This is a genomic window from Burkholderia sp. MSh2, from assembly GCF_000731655.1.
Lineage (GTDB): Bacteria > Pseudomonadota > Gammaproteobacteria > Burkholderiales > Burkholderiaceae > Burkholderia > Burkholderia paludis.
The window spans coordinates 86,128-103,685 of sequence record NZ_JPGM01000014.1 but is presented as its reverse complement, the minus strand read 5'-3'; the positions used below and the strand labels follow the sequence as shown (position 1 = coordinate 103,685).

Genomic DNA, 17,558 nt, shown 5'->3' with positions numbered 1-17,558 from the left:
CCCGTATCGTCGCGCCCGGCCGCATCAGGCTCGGCACGACGATACGTACCCTTCCCCGTCACGCGCCTCCACCGGATTTCCCGCCCCGACGGCAGCCGGCCGCCAGCGTGGCAGCCGTCATTGCATGAATGCCGCCCTGCGGATCAAGTGCTGCCGGCGCCTGCGACCACCCACATCGACCGTCGCCCCGCAGGCCCGCCCGCACCAGCCGCCCGGCTCACCGTAACGTCGCGTGCAGCGTCTGCAGTTGCTCGACGGTGGTCGTCACGCCGCCGCAGACGATCACGGCAACCTCCGTCGCCGAGGCGAGCACGGGAACCGTCCGCTCGAGCGCGGCCAGCGCGGCGCCGCAAGCGGGCTCGACGACGATCCGGTGTTCGTCGAGAAAGCGCAGCGACGCGGCCACCGCGTCGGCATCGGACACGACGACCGGCTGGATCGCGTGCCGCGTGGCCCATTCGAGCGCCGCGTCGCACGGCTGCTTCGCGCCGAGCGACGTCGCGACGCTCGTGATCGCCGGCAACACGACGGGGCGTCCCTCCGCGAGCGAGCGCGCATAACAGTCGGCGCCTTCCGTTTCGGCCGCGACCACCGGCACGTCGTGCCAGCCGTTGCGCGCCAGCCCCTCGAGCACGCCGCACAGCAGCCCGCCGCCACCGACCGCGAGCACGACCGCGTCCGGCTTCGGACCGGCCGCGGCCATCTCGTCGATCATCGTCGCGTGACCCTGCCACAGCACGCGGTCGTCGAACGGATGCACGAACGCGTCGTGCTCGCCGAGCGCCGATTGGGCGAACGCGTTCGCCTCGGCCCAGCTCGCGCCGTGCACGACCAGTTCCGCCCCTTCGATCCGAATCAGCTCGCGCGCACGTGCCGACGTGCTTTCCGGCACGACGACGCTCACCGGCACACCCAGTTCGCGGCCGCAATACGCGACGGCGATGCCCGCGTTGCCGCCCGACGACGACACGAACCGCCGGGCGCCGGCCGCATGCCGCGCTTCGCAGACGGCGCCGACGCCGCGCAGCTTGAACGAGCCCGACGGCTGCAACGCCTCGAGCTTCAGCCGGATGGTCTTGCCGAGCCGGCGGGACGCGATTTGCGAGCGGACATAGGGAGTGGGGATATGAAGCGGCATGGGACGGGACCAATGGGAACAGGGGGGAACGGTGGAAACGCACGCGGCTCGCTGCGCAAGCACGGCAACGAAGGCCATCGTACGGCACGCCAGCCATGCTTTCCAATACCATCGAATGATGTTTGTTATGCTTTCCAGGCATATCATCGAACCGGAACGGACACTGCATGCGCCAGATCGAACTGCGTCACCTGCGTTACTTCGTGGCCGTCGCGCAAGCCGGCAGCGTGATGGCCGGCGCCCGCGCGGCCGGCATCGTCCAGCCTGCGCTGTCGCGGCAGATCCGCGAACTCGAGGACGCCATCGGCACCCCGCTGCTGGTCCGCCGTACGACGGGCGTCACGCTCACGGCAGCCGGCGCGAGCTTCCTGCAGGATGCAACCGGGCTGCTCGCGGCGCTGCAGGACAGCCGCGAGCGAGCGTTGCGCAGCGCGGCCGGCCAGCTCGGCGAGTTGCGGCTCGGCGCACTGCCGAACTGCCTGCCGCTGCCGATCGTCGCGAACGTCCTCAAGGCGTTTCGCGACGCGTGCCCGGACGTGAAGCTGTCGATCGTGCCGATGCTGTCGGCCGAACAGGCGAGCGCGCTGACACGCGGCCAGCTCGATGGCGGCATCATGGCGTGGCGTCGTGACGAGGCGCCGCACCTGTCGGGCGTGCGGCTGCTGAGCGACCGCTTCGTGCTCGCGATGCCCGCGCCGCCGGGCAAACGCTTCACCGCACCGCGCACGCTGGCCGACGTCGCGAACGAGCCGTTCGTCTGGTTCGACGCGCAGCGCTCCGCCGCGCACCACCGGTTCGTGATGGCGCAGTGCCAGCAGGCCGGCTTCACGCCGCGCATCGCACAGATCGGCAGCGATATCCCGACACTGATCGGCCTCGTCGCGGCCGGCATGGGCTGCGCATTCGTGCCGGAAAGCGCATCGCCGACCTGCCCGCGCACGGTTCGGCTCGTCGCGCTCGACGAACTCGCAAGCCGCTTCGACATCGAGTTCGTGTTCGACGCCGCCGCCGCGACACCGTCACCCGTCGTCGAACGGTTTCTCGCGGCCGTGCGCGATGCGGCCGGCGCGCCGGACTGACCGGGCGCCGGGCGGTCGCCCGCCGATCGCGCGGCACGCGTCGCGGGGCCGGCCGCCGCGAGCCGCCCGCCGCCCGCCATCGTTCCGGCTGCCGAAACGCGCTAAACAACGACACCTTTCTCACGCAAATTCTTTCAGAACGATCACGACGGGCGCCGCGCCGCCGGCATTTTTAAATTGGCACCAAAAACGGCCGTTTAACGCCGATTCGAATTGTCATGAACCGAAATATACTGCGCGCGCATCCAACCCTCGTGCCATAGAGAGGATGTGTTTCCGCCCCGGTCACGGTCCCCCTGTGGCCGGGGTTTTTTTGCCCCTGCGCCTTGCCGGCAAACGTTTTCAGCGATCGCACGCCAGTCGTTCCGGACGACGGCCGTCGCCTGAGCGGCCCGCCCGCTTCGCGCGGCCACACGCCGCCGCGCGAGCGCCGTGCTCCCCACGACTCGCCGCCGGAAACGGCCGTCGCGCCGCCGCGAACCGCCAAAGTTCCGCGCTCCCCCGCCCCCAAAGCGCGCCGCCCGCATTACAACTCGCTTCCGGGAAATGCACGCTCGTTCCCCCGCGCGCCGACGAGCCCTGCGCGCGCCCGGCATTGTTGACATGGAATCAAGATAATTTCGTCCCGATACGACTTTTTCCACAAGAGTCATGCAGGCACACTGCACCCCATCGTCAAGGCCTCGTGCCATTGCCTGTCGCTTACCGGAGCCCATCGCGTGAACACCAAGACTTCTTCCCCCTCCCGCCCGGGCGGCAGCGCCGCGCTGCCGCTGCTGGCGCTCGCGGCCGGCGCGTTCGGCATCGGCACCACCGAATTCTCGCCGATGGGCCTGCTGCCGGTGATCGCCGACGGCGTGCACGTGTCGATTCCGCAGGCCGGCATGCTGATCAGCGCCTACGCGATCGGCGTGATGGCCGGCGCACCGCTGATGACGCTGCTGCTCGCGCGCTGGTCGCGCCGCTCGGCGCTGATCGCGCTGATGTCGATCTTCACGATCGGCAACCTGCTGTCGGCCGTCGCGCCGGGCTATACGACGCTGCTGCTGGCGCGCCTCGTGACCAGCCTCAACCACGGCGCGTTCTTCGGGCTCGGCTCGGTGGTCGCGGCCAGCCTCGTGCCGCGCGACAAGCAGGCCAGCGCGGTCGCGACGATGTTCATGGGCCTCACGATCGCGAACGTCGGCGGCGTGCCGGCCGCGACCTGGCTCGGCCAGATCATCGGCTGGCGCATGTCGTTCGCGGCAACCGCGGGCCTCGGCCTGATCGCGATCGCCGGCCTGTTCGCCGCGCTGCCGAAGGGCGAGGCCGGCAAGATGCCCGACCTGCGCGCCGAACTCTCCGTGCTGACGCGCCCCGTCGTGCTCGGTGCGCTCGGAACGACGGTGCTCGGCGCCGGCGCGATGTTCACGCTGTACACGTATGTCGCCCCGACGCTCGAACACCTGACCGGCGCGACGCCCGGCTTCGTGACCGCGATGCTCGTGCTGATCGGCGTCGGCTTCTCGATCGGCAACATTGCGGGCGGCCGCCTGGCCGATCGCTCGCTCGACGGCACGCTGATCGGGTTCCTGCTGCTGCTGATCGCGACGATGGCGGCGTTCCCGCTGCTCGCCAGCACGCATGCCGGCGCCGCCGTCACGCTGCTCGTGTGGGGCGTCGCGACGTTCGCGGTCGTGCCGCCGCTGCAGATGCGCGTGATGCGGGCGGCCCACGAAGCGCCGGGCCTGGCATCGGCCGTCAATATCGGCGCATTCAACCTCGGCAACGCGCTCGGCGCGGCAGCCGGCGGCGCGGCGATCTCGGCCGGCTTCAGCTACGCGGCCGTGCCGCTCGTCGGCGGGCTGATCGCCGCGGCCGGGCTCGCGCTCGTCGTACTGCAGATCGCGCAGCAACGCCGCGCCCCGGCCGCCGCGAATTCCTGATCGCGACGCGCCCTGCATCGGCCTGAATGCCGATGCGGCGCCCCTTACGCCACATACGCCCACGGCCGCGCAAAGCGGCCGTCTGCATTTTCAGCCGCCGGGAGCGATTTCACGATTCGCCGATCGGCAAGCATCCTGAACAACCCCGAACCCCGCCGAACTCGCAATTCGATTCATTTAAAAATCAACGAAATCGATTCAATCTTTTTTAATGAATCATTTTCAAATCGCCGAATTCCACGTGATGCGTTAAATCCCTGTTCCACGCGAATCAATTCATCCCATCGTATCGATCCGGATATCGATCCACACCCCACGCGAACAACCAAATCCTTGCTGCATTGCAGGAAAATCTTTCAACCGACCTCCACGCGAAACCAAAAACGCAATACTTTCCAGCTTTATTCAATAAATCCTCGAACAACTTGTAACAAAATGCAACAGCGCAAAATTAACGATTGAAAGACTCGTCAATTCGTATCAGGATTTGCAATACCGTGGCATGCGAAGCGCGGCATAAATTCAATGAAAAACCGATCGATGAGGGATCAGTGTGAAAGTCGCCATCGCTTCCACGACATTGTTGCTCGCGCTGTCATTCGGCCTTCCGACTCCCGCCGCCGACGCGGCCACGTATTCGAACGGCACCGCGACCGCCACCTTCAACGTGACGCTGACACTGCAGCCGAACTGCATGATCGCCGCGAACCCGCTGGCCTTCGGCACGAACGGCGTGCTGGCCTCCGCGATCAACCAGCAAACGACCGTCAGCGTCACCTGCACCAACACGACGCCTTACAACGTCGGCCTCGACGCGGGCTCGGTCACGGGATCGAGCGTCACGAGCCGGCTGATGGCCGGCACGGCGACCGGCAACACGACGACGACCGTCGGCTTCCAGCTCTACCAGGACGCCGGGCACACGACGGTCTGGGGCAACACGCAAGGCACCAACACCGTGGCCGGCACCGGCACGGGCGCCGCGCAGACGCTGACCGTCTACGGCCAGGTGCCCGCGCAAACGACCCCGAAGCCGGACACCTATCAGACGACCGTCACCGCCACCGTCTACTTCTGACCGGCGCCGCGCCCCATGTCCGCATTACGCCGAACGCTCGCCGCGCTGCTGTGCGCGGCCGGCGCCGCGCACGCCGCGTCGCTGCAGATTTCCCCCGTCACGATCGAATTCGCCACCGACGACACGGCCACCGGCATCACGCTGCGCAATCCGGGCGAGCGCCCCGTGTACGGGCAGGTGCGCGTGTTCCGCTGGGACCAGGCCGACGGCCAGGACACGCTGACACCCACGCAGGATCTGGTGGCAAGCCCGCCGCTGATCGAGGTCGGCACCCAGTCGGAACAATTGATCCGCGTCGTGCGCGCGTCGCGCGCGTCGTCCGGCATCGAGCAGAGCTACCGTCTGCTGATCGACGAACTGCCCCGGTCCGGCGAGGCGCCGGCCAACGGCGTCTCGATCCGCCTGCGCTACTCGATTCCCGTGTTCGTCGAGCCGGCCGCCAACGGCGCGCCGCAACTCGACTGGGCGCTGCTGCGCCGCAACGGCGGCTGGGTGCTGCGGGTGCGCAACGGCGGCACGCGGCGCGCGCAACTGGCGTCGGTCGAGCTCGTGACCGCCGACGGCCATGCGTACCCGCTCACGCGCGGGCTGCTCGGCTACGCGCTCGCGGGCCGCACGGGCCAATGGAGCGTGCCGCTGCCGGCCGGCGTCGCGCTCGACGGCCGGGTCACGGTGCGGGCGGCCGTCAATTCGCAACCGGCCAGCGCGGTCGTCGCGGTGGAGCCGCCGGGCTAGACCGCCGGTGCGCCGCCCGGCTCCTGCCCCTTCGCCACGCACCGGCACGCTCCCGGCCAACGGACGCAGCATGCCGCGACGTTCGCCGCACGTCGCGGTCGCGGCCGTCGTCACGGCCGGCCTGCTCGCGTTCGGCCAGGCGCATGCCGACGACCACCCGGCGCTCGTGATGACCGACGGCACGCACGACGTGATTCTCGAAGTCAGCGTCAACGGCGAAAACACCGCGCTGCTCGCCCCCTTCCGCGAACGCACCGGCCACCTGTCGGCGAGCGGCGCCGACCTCCGCACGATCGGCTTCGCGACCGACCGGCTCGGCATCGCCGACGCGACGACGATCGATCTCGACACGATTCCCGGCCTGCGCTACCGCTACGACGTCGCACGCCAGAGCGTCGACCTGCAGATGCCCGACACGCTGCGCCGCCCGCACGCGATCGACAGCCGCGCATTGCCGCCCACGCAAGCCGCCACGGCATCGCGCGGGATCGCGATCAATTACGAGGCGTATGCGCAAACGCTCGGCAACCGGCAGTTCTCGTTCTACACCGACGTGCGCTACTTCGATCCGGACGGCGTGTTCGACACCACGGGTACCGCAAGCTTCTACAACGGCCAGCGGCACTACACGCGCTTCGATACCTCGTGGAGCCGCTCGGACCCGGCGCGACCGAGCACGATCCAGGTCGGCGACGCGATCTCCGGATCGCTCGCGTGGACGCGCTCGGTCCGCCTCGGCGGCTTCCAGTGGCGCAGCAACTTCGCGCTGCGACCCGATCTCGTCACGTTCCCGATCCCGTCGCTCGCGGGCTCCGCCGCCGTGCCGTCGGCGGTCGACCTGTACGTCAACAACGTGCGCCAGTACAGCGGCAACGTGCCGAGCGGCCCGTTCATCATCCGCGACGTGCCGGGCATCACGGGCGCGGGCCAGGCCACCGTCATTACGCACGACGCGCTCGGGCGCACCGTCGCGACCTCCGTGCCGCTCTACGTCGATACGCGCATGCTGTCCGCCGGGCTGTCGAGCTATTCGTTCGAAGCCGGCTTCCTGCGCCGCAACTACGGGCTGGCGTCGTTCGACTACGACACGCGGCCGGCCGTCAGCGGTTCGCTGCGGCGCGGGCTCGGCGACGCGCTGACCGTCGAAGGGCATGCGGAAGCCACCGGCGGCGTGGTCAATGCCGGCGTCGGCGCGCTGCTGCGCCTCGGCTACGCCGGCGTCGTGAACGGCGCGATCGCGGGCAGCGCCGGCCGCTATCCGGGCACGCAGGTCAGCGTCGGCTACCAGCTGATCGAGCCGCGTTTCTCGCTCAACGCGCAGACGATCCGCGCATTCGGCCGCTACGGCGATCTCGCGTCGGGCGAAGGCTCCACGGTGCCCGCGGCGACCGACCAGGCGACGCTCGCGCTGCCGTTCCTGGGCCGCCAGACGCTGTCGCTCAGCTATATCGGCTTCCGGTTGCCGCAAGGCCCGAGCGCGCGGATCGGCACGGTGTCGTACACGCTGAACCTGGGCGATCTCGCGTCGCTCAGCGTGACCGCCTACCGCGACTTCGCGCAACAGGGCGCGAACGGCGCGTTCGTGTCGCTGAACGTCGGGCTCGGCCACAACACGTCGATCAATGCGACCGCCGGGCGCCAGCGCGGCCAGTCGAACTACACCGTCGACGCGAGCCGCCCGCCCGACTACGACGGCGGCTGGGGCTGGGGCGTGCAGACCGGCGGCACCGGCGCCGTGCCGTACCGGCAGGCGCAGCTGCGCTATCTCGGCCGCGCGGGCGAAGTCATCGCCGTCGCGCAGAACATCGACCGGCAGAGCGGCGGGTCGCTCGACGTGAGCGGCGCGCTCGTGCTCATGGACCGCAGCCTGCAGGTGTCGCGCCGCATCGACGACGGCTTCGCGCTGGTCTCGACCGACGGCGTCGCGGGCATCCCGGTGCTGCACGAGAACCGCGTGATCGGCACGACCGATCGTGCGGGGCATCTGCTCGTGCCCGACCTGAACGCGTACCAGAACAACCAGGTCGCGATCGATGCGATGAAACTGCCCGCCGATGCGCGGATCGCCCGCACGTCGATGACGATCGTGCCGCAGGCGCAATCGGGCGTCGTCGCGCATTTCGGCGTGACGCGCTATCGCGCGGCGTCGGTCGTCCTGCACGACGCCGCGGGTCGTCCGCTGCCGGCCGGCGCGCACGTGCATCACGTCGAGAGCGGCATGGACACGATCGTCGGCTACGACGGGCTCACGTTCATCGACGGACTGAAGGACGACAACCATCTCGCGGTCGACGACGGCACGCAGCGCTGCGTCGCGGAATTCGCGTTCACGGCGCCCGGCAACGGCACGCTGCCGACCGTGGGGCCCCTGACCTGCCGGGCGGCGCCATGAGGCTCGCGCTGCTGCTCGTGATCGCGTTCGCCGCGTGGTGCGGCATGCCGCGCCACGCGCAGGCCGAGACCTGCACGGCCACGGCGTCGACGGTGAGCTTCGGCTCGGTCAGCCCGATCTCGAACGCGCCCGTCACCGCGACCGGCTCGGTCAGCGTCACCTGCACGTGGTCGGCCATCACGCTGACCCCGAACGTACTCGTGTGCCTGAACCTCGGCGGCACGAGTCCGCGCAGCCTCGTGAACGGCGGCAACTCGATGCAGTACGACCTCTATCTCGACGGCGGACATACGATCGCGTGGGGCTCGGTGTCTGCCGGCACGACGCCGGCGTCCGTCACGCTCGTCAAACCCGCGCTCGGCACGAGTGCGACCGCGACGGTCACCGTGTACGGACAGATCGCCGGGAACCAGCCGACCGTCCCGACGACCGGCGACAGCACCACGACCTACTCGCAGCAGTTCGCGGGCACCGCGACATCGCTCAACGCCGGGTTCTACCTGCTCGGCGCGCCGACCTGCGCATCGCTGACGACATCGAGCGGCACCTTCCCGTTCGGCGCGACGGCGAACGTCGTCAACAACTGCAACATCAGCGCGACCGGCGTGAACTTCGGCACGGCTAGCGTGCTATCGGGCACGCTCACGGCGACCGGTTCGATCACTGCGCAGTGCACCAACGGCGACGCGTGGCAGATCGCGTTGAACGGCGGCGGCAGCGGCAACGTCACGGCCCGCCAGATGCAGCGCAGCGGCGGTGGCGGGACGATCGGCTACGGGCTTTACACAAGCGCCTCGTACACGAACGCGTGGGGCGACGGCACCGGCGGCAGCTCGACGGTCACGGGCATCGGGACAGGCATGTCGCAGGTCGTGACCGTCTATGGCGCGGTGCCGCCGCAGACCTCGCCGGCCCCCGGCAACTACAGCGACACGATCACGGCGACGATCAGCTTCTAGCGGGTGCGGCGGCCGATCCTCGGCTCAGAACGTGACGGTCCAGGCCGCGGGCGCGCCGGCGCCGAGGCCGTGCGGCGACCGGGTCGCGCCCGGCGCCGGCGCGTGGCTGAGCAGGAACGGGGTGCCGTGCACGCAATTGACGCTCGGCGCATCGCCCTCCGCGCCGGCACGCAGGCCCGGGCCGGCGGTCGCGCCGATCGTGCAGATTTCCGGAATCGTGAGACTGACCCTGAGCGGGATCGACGGCTCGGTCGCGCCGGTACGCGGCCCGGCGCACAGCAACGCGAGGGCGAGCGCGCCGCTTCCGATCCGGCCGGTTGTCTTCATGGTTCAGCCCCCTCTTTTCCCACTTGCCCGGGTTCTTCCAGCGTACGCCCGAATCAACGGCGCGCAAGCGAAAAACTTGAATGCGCCGGCGTGCGATCCGGCCCCGGCGTGCTGTCCAACGATGCGGCGCGCCGCACGCCGCGAACGTGCGGCCGGGACACTTCAGCGCGCGCCGCCGAACCCGCCGAAGAACGCGCGCGCATTCGCATCGAGGCTTTCGAGGTGGTATCCACCCTCCTGCACGATCACCGTCGGCAAGCCGAGTGCGCCGATCGCCCCGCCGAGCCGCCCGAAGCCGTCGGTCGTGACGGCCACCTGCGACTGCGGATCGTCCTTGTAGATGTCGAAGCCGAGCGCGAGCACCAGCGCATCGGGTTCGAACCGTGCGAGCGCGCGCAGCGCATCGTCGAGCCGCTCGAAGAACGCCGACTCCGGCGAACCGTGCGGCATCGGCAGGTTGAGGTTGAAGCCGTTGCCGGCCCCCACGCCCGTCTCTTCCTCGTAGCCCGCGACGACCGGGTAGAAGTTGGTCGGGTCGCCGTGGATCGACACGTACAGCACGTCGTCGCGGCCGTAGAAGATCTCCTGCACGCCCTGCCCGTGATGCATGTCGGTGTCGAGGATCGCGACCCGGCGATGGCGGCCCAGCAGCGACTGCGCGGCGATCGCCGCGTTGTTCAGGTAGCAGAAGCCGCCCGCCGCGTCGCGGCGCGCGTGATGGCCGGGCGGCCGGCACAGCGCATACGCCTCGCGCGCGCCGCCGTTGACGTCGGACGCGGCCGCGAGTGCGCCCTGCGCGGACCAGTACGCGGCGCGCCACGTGTTCGCGCCGACCGGGCAGCTGCCATCGGCGAGGTAGCGCGCGGCTTTCGCGAGCACGCCGCGCAGCGGGTTCGGCTCGCGCACGAACACGTTCGACATCACTTCGTCGCCCCAGTCGGCAGGCATCCGCTTCCAGTCGCGATGCGCCTCTTCCAGAAAGCGCAGGTAGTTCGTGTCGTGTACGGCCGCGATCGGCGCGGTGCCGCGGTCGGCCGGCTCGCATACGTCGAAGTCGAGCGAACGCACGGCCGCGACGAGCCGCGCCGCGCGTTCCGGCACTTCCTGCGGGGTGCGCATCTGCCCGCGCGACAGGTAGCTGCGCGGATGGTGCAGCAGTTGCTCGGGATGGAAATAGGTCTTCATCTGGGCTCCTCGTCGTTTCGTCGTGATGCCGCGTCACGCATCCTGCGCGGCGGGTGCTGCCGCGACGCCCGCCGCGACACTCGCGACACCTGCGCGCGCAAGCACCGCATGGAGCAGCACGTTGGCGCCCCGCGTCACGTCGTCGGGCAGCGCATCCTCGGCTTCGTTGTGCGACAGACCGTCGACGCACGGGATGAACACCATCGCGGTCGGGAAGCGGCGCGCGAGCAGGATCGCGTCGTGGCCGGCGCCGCTGACGATCCGCTCGTTCGTGTAGCCGAACCGGGCCGCCGCCTGCGCGACCAGCCCGACGCAATCGTCATCGAACGGCGTGGCCGGGCTGCGCCAGCAGAGGTCGACCGCGACCTGCACGCCGCGCGCGGCAGCGATGCGCGCGCACGCATCGCGCAGGTCGCGCTCCATCGCATCGACTTGCGCATCGTCGTGATGACGCAGATCGACCGTGAACGTCACGTCGCCGGCGATGGTGTTGCGCGACGCGTTGCGGATGCCGACCTGCCCGATCGTCGCGAGCCCGCGCGGCGCATAACCCGCGACGATCCGTTCGAGTTCGGCCGCGATCTGCGCGCTCGCGAAATACGCGTCCTTGCGATACGGCATCGGCGTCGTACCCGCATGCGCGGCCATGCCCGCCACCGTCACGTCGAGCCAGCGGATCGCCTGCCCGCCCGTGACGACGCCGATCGTCGTGCCGTTCGCCTCGAGCACGGGCCCCTGTTCGATATGCGCCTCGAAATACGCGTCGACCGCACCGCCCGTCGTACGCGTGCCGCGATAGCCGCATGCGTCGAGCGCGGCGCCGAGCGTAACGCCGTCGGCATCCTGCGCCGCGAGCGCCGCGTCGAGAGGCAACGCGCCCGTGAACACGGCGGACCCGAGCATCGCCGGCGCGAAGCGTGCGCCCTCCTCGTTGGTCCAGGACACGATCTCCAGCGGCTTGCCGGTGACGACGCCCGCATCGTTCAGCGTGCGCACGAGTTCGAGCGCGGCGAGCACGCCATACACGCCGTCGAAGCGGCCGCCTTCGGGCTGCGTGTCGAGATGGCTGCCGATCAGCACCGGCGCGGCTTGCGCATCGGCGCCGTCGCGCCGCGCGAACAGGTTGCCGATCGCATCGACGCTCACCGTCATCCCCGCGTCGCGGCACCACTGCGCGAACAGGTCGCGCCCGCGCCGGTCGTCGTCGTCGAGTGCGAGGCGCCGCACGCCGCCGCGCGGCGTCGCACCGACGCGCGCCATGTCCTCCAGGCTCCGCCACAAACGGGCGCCGTCGATTTCCAGCAGATCTTTCATGTGTACTCCGTATGGATTCGTTCGTCGGGGCTCAATGCGAACCGTACGCTTCGGCAGTAGCCGGCCGGGCCGCGCGGCGCGCATCGAGCGCGACGATGCAGAGCAGCGAGATGCCAGCGAGGCACGTGTAGAACACCGCGAGCGGCCACCACTGGCCTGCGAAGCGATGCGCGAGCCACGTGCCGACGAGCGGCGTCAGCCCGCCCGCGAGCGCGCCGCAGATCTGATACGCGAGCGAGATCGCCGAATAGCGCACGTGGGCGGGAAACACCTCGCTCACGAAGCCCGCGATCACCGAATAGAAGCCGGCCATGCAGACCACGGCGAGCGCGATGCCGGCAACCAGCGACGCGGACGTGCCGCCCTGCACGAGCATGAACATCGGATACGGCGACAGCATCGCGAGCAGCGCCGCGAGCTTCAGGAAGCGCGCGCCGCCGATCCGCTCGGCAATCCATGCCGCGACCGGCTGCGCGATGAACTGGATGATCGCGACCGCGAACAGGCTGTCGAGGATCAGCGAACGCGAGACGCCGACGTATTGCGTCGTGTACGCGATCATGAACGTGTTCGTGAAATAGACGCCGGCGATGCCGATCGTGTTCGCGCCGATGCAGAGCAGCACCAGCCCCGACGCGGAGCGGAACACTTCGGCGACGGGCAGCTTCACCGTGCGGTTGGTTTCCTTCACGCGCGCGAACTCCGGCGATTCGTTCACGCCGAGCCGGATCAGGATGCCGACCACGAGCAGCACCGAACTCGCGAGAAACGGCAGGCGCCAGCCCCATGCGAGGAAGTCGGCCTTGTCCATCGACGTCACCGCGCGAAACGCGATCAGCGACAGGATCAAGCCGGCCGGGCTGCCGAGCTGCGCGAACGACGCGAAGAACGTGCGGCGGCCCTGCGGCGCATGCTCGCCGGCCATCAGCACCGCCCCGCCCCATTCGCCGCCGACCGCGATCCCCTGCACCACGCGCAGCGCGACGAGCAGCACCGGCGCGAGCATGCCGACCTTCGAATAGTCGGGCAGCAGGCCCACGCACACGGTCGCGACGCCCATCATCATCAACGTCGTCATCAGCGCCTTCTTGCGGCCGATGCGATCGCCGAGATGGCCGAAGATCAAGCCGCCGAGCGGCCGTGCGAAGAAGCCGACCGCGAACGTCGCGAACGACGCCATCGTGCTGACGAAGGGGTCGTGCGACGGGAAATAGAGTTCGCCGAACACGAGCGCGGCGGCGGTCGCGTAGATGTAGAAGTCGTACCACTCGATCATCGTGCCGATGAACGCGGCCGTCGCGGCGCGTCCCGGCTGGCGGGCGGAAGGAAGGGTCTGGGTCATGCGGGCTCCTGACGCACGCCGCCCCGGGACGACGCGCAATATCGTGTGGCAGCCGTCTGGCGCGGCCTTGCGCCGCACGCTGCGGCACCCCTCCTTTATCGGCCGCCGCAAATCATTAGTCAAATTTCAAGTTATTATTCTCTGTATAAATTTGGCTAATACAAACCGCGACGCCCTGTCCGGAGACCCGATGCGCCCCGACCTCGCCCCGTTCCTGAACGACCGTCTCGACTGGAACCTGCTGCGCACCTACCTGGTGATCGTCCAGGAGCGCAGCGTGAGCCGCGCGGCCGCGCGCCTGCACGTGACGCAGCCGGCCGTGAGCCAGGCGCTGCGGCGGCTCGAGGACACGCTCGAACGCAAGCTGATCGAGCGGCGCGGCACGCACTTCGCGCCGACTCCGGCCGGCGAAGCCGTGTACCGGATCGCGAGCGACATCTACGGCGGCATCTCGCGTCTCGAAACGGAAATCGACGACAGCACCGCCGACCTGACCGGTTCGATCCGGCTGCTGACGGTGAGCCGCATCGAGTCGCCCGTGTACGACGAATTCCTCGCGGAGTTCCATCGCGCGTATCCGCGCATCGACCTGCAGATCGAGGTGATGCGCTCGTCGGACATTCTTTCCTCGCTGCTGCAGAAAACGGCCACGGCCGGGCTCGGCCTGTGCCGCACGCCGCACGACAAGCTGGAGATGCGCTGCTTCCTGCGCCAGCGCTATGCGATCTACTGCGGCCGCCATCACCGGCTGTTCGGGCAGACGCAACTGCGGATGGACGATCTGCTCGCGGAGAATTTCGTGTCGTTCACGAGCGACCAGATCGGCGACAGCCTGTCGCCGCTCGCCGTGTTCCGCGACCAGAAGGGGTTCACCGGGCGCATCGTCGCGTCGTCGCCGAGCCTGGAGGAAGTGCGGCGGCTGATTTTCGCCGGCTATGGCATCGGCTGCCTGCCCGAGCACATCGTCCGCGACGACATCGCGCAGCAGCGGCTGTGGCGGCTGCCGCCCGACGACGGGCTCGTCGATGTCGACGTGTTCCTGCTGTGGCATCGCGACCGGAAGATGAATGCCGCCGAGCAGGCGTTTCTCGATGCGATGGAGCGCTGCATGCAACGCCACTCGCTCGCGGAGCGGCTGGGGAAATGACGGCGCGCCCGCGAAGCGCCGGGCGCGGGCGGCCCGGCGCGATGCCGCCGTCAGAAGCGATGCACGATGCCGAGCTGCACGCCGCGCGCGTTCGCGCCCGGATACGCGAGCGGCAACCCGGGGTTCGCCGCGCCGGCGAGCGTGTAGCCGGCCTGGTTGCGGTTGCGCAGGTACGACAGCGCGGCGTAGAAGTTCGTGCGCTTCGACAGGTCGTACTCGTACATCAGCCCAAGCTGGTCCGCATTGTTGCCCTGCGACGACTGGTCGTGCAGGTACGCGTAACCGAGCGCGAGCGCGTTCGCCGGGTTGAACTGGTATTTGACCGACAGCCCGTACACGCGCGAGTCGATGCCGATGTCGGCCCACTTCACCGCGGAGAAGCCGCCGTACACGGTCGCCTTGCCGATTGCGTACGATGCGCCGGCCATGATCGTGCGATCGGTCGTGGTTGCGGTCGCGTTCTTCAGCCACTGGCCCGCGACGAACGCCGCGAACGGGCCGTGCTCGTAGGTCAGGTCGAGCTGCTGGCTCGCGCCCGCCGAGCGCACGCCGCCCGCGTCGCCGAACCCGAAGTACAGCCCGCCCTGGAAGCCCGCGATTTCCGGGCTCTGGTAGGACAGCGTATTGCTCGTGCGGAACGCAAACACGGTGAGGTTGTCCATGCCGGACGCCTGCGTGACGCCGCCGAACGCGTCCTGCCCGCCCTGGTCGTTGAACAGCGGCGAATTCTGCCGGCCCGCGCGCACCTTGCCCCACTGGCCCGAGATACCGACCCACGCCTGCCGGTTGAACAGGCTGCCCGAACTGGCGAGCGAGCCGTCGTTCGGGTTGAAGCCGTTTTCCAGCGCGAACTCGATTCGCTGGCCGCCGCCGATATCCTCGCCGCCTTTCACTCCGAACCGGCTGCCCCACTGGCCGCCCGAATTGAGCGCCGCCGTATAGCCGTTGCCGGTATTCACGTACTGCGCGAATTCGTCGATCACGCCGTACAGCGTGACGCCGTCCTGCGCAAGCGCCGCGCCCGAACCGGCGAGACACGCGGCCGCGACCGCAAGGCGAAGACCGGCATGCATCCGCCGTGCCCGTGAACAACGGGCGCGAGTATCCATTTGATTAGTCATACTATTTAATAGTCGGAGAATGAAACGACGCCGGGTGTGGCGGACGCGCCGCACCGGCATCGCGGAAAAGGGAATGTAAGACGGAGCGCGGCGCAGGCGGCGCCCGGCCCGACGCGACGCTCAGGCCGGCAACCGGCCGGCCCGATGTGCGAGACGCTTGGTCAGTGGTGGGCTTCGCCGCGTTCGAGCGGCAGGATCAGGCGTTCGGGGATGCTGCGGCGCGACGCGCGCGCACCGACGTAGTACAGCACGGCCGGCACGGTCAGCCCGAGGATCCACGAGATGTCGGTACCGCCCAGGGCGTCGACGAGCGGGCCCGTATAGACATGCGTCGACATGAACGGCAGCTGCACGAGGATGCCGACCACGTAGATCGCGATCGCCATCACGTTCCAGCGCCCGTAGCGGCCGTTCGGATCGGACAGCGCCGGCACGTCGTAGCGCGAGCGCGTGAAGCAGTAGTAGTCGACCAGGTTGATCGCGCTCCACGGCGTGAAGAACGCGAGCAGGAACAGGATGAACGCGGTGAACTCCTTCAGGAACGAATGGCGCCCCGCGAGCGCGATCAGCGTCGACACGCAGATCATCCCGAAGATGTACACCAGCCGGCTGCGCGACGACACGGCGTGCTTGCCGCGAAAACCGCTGACGATCGTCGCCATCGACATGAAGCTGCCGTACGCGTTGAGCGCCGTCACCGTCACCTTGCCGAACGCGATGCTGAAGTACAGCAGCGCGGCCACGGCGCCCGTCGAGCCGAGGCCGACGATGTACGCGACTTCGTGGTGCGCGAACTGGCCGCCGGCCAGCGCGGCCGCGAACACGCCGAACACCATCGCGGCCTGCGCGCCGATCACCGAGCCCAGGCCGACCGCGAGGAACGTCGCGACCGACGAAGTGGAGCGCGGCAGGTAGCGCGAGTAATCGGCGACGTACGGGCCGAACGCGATCTGCCACGACGCGGACAGCGACATCGACAGCAGGAAGCTCGCGAGCGTGAAGTGCCGGTTCGCGAGCAGCGCGCCGATGTCGTGGTTCGCGAACAGCTGCGTGAACATGTAGACGAACGCGGCGATGCCCACCACGCTCGCGATCCGGCCGACGGCATGGATCGCGCGATAGCCGCACACGGTCAGCACGACGATCACGGCCGCGAACAGCAGGATGCCGGCCGCGTCGTCGACGTGCAGCAACTGCGCGACGGCCTGCCCCGCCAGCACCGAGCCGCTTGCGGAAAAGCCGACGTACATCAGGCACACGAGCACGATCGGGATCATCGCGCCGTACACGCCGAACTGCACGCGGCTCGAGATCATCTGCGGCAGGCCGAGCTGCGGCCCCTGCGCGCCGTGCAACGCCATGACCGCGCCGCCGACGAACTGGCCGAGCAGCAGCGCGACCAGCGACCAGAACACGTCGCCGCCAAGCACCACGGCGAGCGCGCCCGTGACGATGGCCGTGATCTGCATGTTGGCCGACAGCCACAGGGTGAACTGGCTCAGCAAGCCGCCGTGGCGCTCGGCGTCGGGAATGAAGTCGATCGAACGTACCTCGATCAGGCCGCCGGCTTTTCCGCTGGGATTCGTTGACACGGGACAATCTCCAAAATACTCAGGACCACATATGGTTTGAACGGAACGGGAAACTGCGAGCCGCCCTTTCGGCTCTGCGGATGCGGGGCGCCGTGGATCGCCGGCATGCGCCACGCACGCACGGTCAGCACGCTGGCGCGCAAGCGGCACGACGTGTGCCGACATTGCCAGCGGATCATCTTGTATATACAACTTGCGAGGTATCGGTGATTACCCGAAATCGA

The 17,558-nt window shown here is 69.0% G+C and carries 14 protein-coding genes; 7 read left to right on the top strand and 7 right to left on the bottom strand.

The window, feature by feature from the left end; all coding sequences use genetic code 11:
* Nucleotides 1–217: 217 nt before the first annotated feature.
* A complete protein-coding gene (locus tag GQ57_RS10970; protein ID WP_034197881.1) occupies nt 218–1,138 on the bottom strand; it encodes a pyridoxal-phosphate dependent enzyme in 921 nt (306 codons plus the stop codon).
* A 167-nt stretch (nt 1,139–1,305) separates the two neighbouring features.
* On the opposite strand from GQ57_RS10970, the gene GQ57_RS10965 reads away from it, so the two are divergent.
* From GQ57_RS10965 to GQ57_RS10940, 6 genes are all read left to right on the top strand, one after another.
* Nucleotides 1,306–2,217: a LysR family transcriptional regulator gene (locus tag GQ57_RS10965; protein WP_031401036.1), complete on the top strand. Its 912-nt coding sequence runs from the start codon at nt 1,306–1,308 to the stop codon at nt 2,215–2,217.
* 719 nt (nt 2,218–2,936) lie between these two features.
* Nucleotides 2,937–4,142 carry an MFS transporter gene (locus GQ57_RS10960; protein WP_034197880.1) on the top strand — a complete coding sequence of 402 codons (1,206 nt, stop codon included), beginning with the start codon at nt 2,937–2,939 and terminating at the stop codon, nt 4,140–4,142.
* 592 nt (nt 4,143–4,734) lie between these two features.
* Entirely contained in the window at nt 4,735–5,220 is a 486-nt protein-coding gene (locus tag GQ57_RS10955) for a Csu type fimbrial protein (RefSeq protein ID WP_407638601.1), read from the top strand.
* A gap of 15 nt (nt 5,221–5,235) precedes the next feature.
* Nucleotides 5,236–5,955 (top strand): fimbrial biogenesis chaperone, encoded by a 720-nt coding sequence (locus tag GQ57_RS10950; protein WP_031401039.1) that lies wholly within the window; start codon nt 5,236–5,238, stop codon nt 5,953–5,955.
* 70 nt (nt 5,956–6,025) lie between these two features.
* The gene (locus GQ57_RS10945; protein ID WP_235215049.1) at nt 6,026–8,347 is read left to right on the top strand and encodes a fimbria/pilus outer membrane usher protein; all 2,322 of its coding nucleotides are present in this window, start codon (nt 6,026–6,028) and stop codon (nt 8,345–8,347) included.
* Nucleotides 8,344–9,306 carry a Csu type fimbrial protein gene (locus GQ57_RS10940; protein WP_034197878.1) on the top strand — a complete coding sequence of 321 codons (963 nt, stop codon included), beginning with the start codon at nt 8,344–8,346 and terminating at the stop codon, nt 9,304–9,306. Before GQ57_RS10945 ends, GQ57_RS10940 begins: the two co-directional genes overlap by 4 nt.
* Nucleotides 9,307–9,330: 24 nt before the next feature.
* Here the strand turns inward: GQ57_RS10940 and GQ57_RS10935 are convergent, their stop codons facing one another.
* From GQ57_RS10935 to GQ57_RS10920, 4 genes are all read right to left on the bottom strand, one after another.
* Nucleotides 9,331–9,633 (bottom strand): hypothetical protein, encoded by a 303-nt coding sequence (locus GQ57_RS10935; protein WP_034197877.1) that lies wholly within the window; start codon nt 9,631–9,633, stop codon nt 9,331–9,333.
* Between the two features lie 162 nt (nt 9,634–9,795).
* Nucleotides 9,796–10,818 carry a histone deacetylase family protein gene (locus GQ57_RS10930; protein WP_034197876.1) on the bottom strand — a complete coding sequence of 341 codons (1,023 nt, stop codon included), beginning with the start codon at nt 10,816–10,818 and terminating at the stop codon, nt 9,796–9,798.
* A gap of 33 nt (nt 10,819–10,851) precedes the next feature.
* Nucleotides 10,852–12,132, bottom strand: coding sequence for a Zn-dependent hydrolase (locus GQ57_RS10925; protein WP_034197875.1), 1,281 nt, complete (start codon nt 12,130–12,132; stop codon nt 10,852–10,854).
* 31 nt (nt 12,133–12,163) lie between these two features.
* Nucleotides 12,164–13,474 carry an MFS transporter gene (locus tag GQ57_RS10920; protein WP_034197874.1) on the bottom strand — a complete coding sequence of 437 codons (1,311 nt, stop codon included), beginning with the start codon at nt 13,472–13,474 and terminating at the stop codon, nt 12,164–12,166.
* A 190-nt stretch (nt 13,475–13,664) separates the two neighbouring features.
* Between GQ57_RS10920 and GQ57_RS10915 the strand changes: the two genes are divergently transcribed.
* The gene (locus GQ57_RS10915) at nt 13,665–14,621 is read left to right on the top strand and encodes a LysR family transcriptional regulator (RefSeq protein WP_031401046.1); all 957 of its coding nucleotides are present in this window, start codon (nt 13,665–13,667) and stop codon (nt 14,619–14,621) included.
* 50 nt (nt 14,622–14,671) lie between these two features.
* Here GQ57_RS10915 and GQ57_RS10910 read toward each other — a convergent pair whose 3' ends face one another.
* Entirely contained in the window at nt 14,672–15,742 is a 1,071-nt protein-coding gene (locus GQ57_RS10910) for a porin (RefSeq protein ID WP_034197873.1), read from the bottom strand.
* Between the two features lie 161 nt (nt 15,743–15,903).
* Complete coding sequence (locus GQ57_RS10905) at nt 15,904–17,334, bottom strand: purine-cytosine permease family protein (protein ID WP_034197872.1); 1,431 nt, start codon at nt 17,332–17,334, stop codon at nt 15,904–15,906.
* Between the last annotated feature and the right edge of the window lie 224 nt (nt 17,335–17,558).

Coding starts and splice junctions, on each gene's coding strand:
- GQ57_RS10970 (WP_034197881.1), bottom strand. CDS start 1,138: ATGCCGCTTCATATCCCCACTCCCTATGTCCGCTCGCAAATCGCGTCC.
- GQ57_RS10965 (WP_031401036.1), top strand. CDS start 1,306: ATGCGCCAGATCGAACTGCGTCACCTGCGTTACTTCGTGGCCGTCGCG.
- GQ57_RS10950 (WP_031401039.1), top strand. CDS start 5,236: ATGTCCGCATTACGCCGAACGCTCGCCGCGCTGCTGTGCGCGGCCGGC.
- GQ57_RS10945 (WP_235215049.1), top strand. CDS start 6,026: ATGCCGCGACGTTCGCCGCACGTCGCGGTCGCGGCCGTCGTCACGGCC.
- GQ57_RS10940 (WP_034197878.1), top strand. CDS start 8,344: ATGAGGCTCGCGCTGCTGCTCGTGATCGCGTTCGCCGCGTGGTGCGGC.
- GQ57_RS10935 (WP_034197877.1), bottom strand. CDS start 9,633: ATGAAGACAACCGGCCGGATCGGAAGCGGCGCGCTCGCCCTCGCGTTG.
- GQ57_RS10930 (WP_034197876.1), bottom strand. CDS start 10,818: ATGAAGACCTATTTCCATCCCGAGCAACTGCTGCACCATCCGCGCAGC.
- GQ57_RS10925 (WP_034197875.1), bottom strand. CDS start 12,132: ATGAAAGATCTGCTGGAAATCGACGGCGCCCGTTTGTGGCGGAGCCTG.
- GQ57_RS10920 (WP_034197874.1), bottom strand. CDS start 13,474: ATGACCCAGACCCTTCCTTCCGCCCGCCAGCCGGGACGCGCCGCGACG.
- GQ57_RS10915 (WP_031401046.1), top strand. CDS start 13,665: ATGCGCCCCGACCTCGCCCCGTTCCTGAACGACCGTCTCGACTGGAAC.
- GQ57_RS10910 (WP_034197873.1), bottom strand. CDS start 15,742: ATGACTAATCAAATGGATACTCGCGCCCGTTGTTCACGGGCACGGCGG.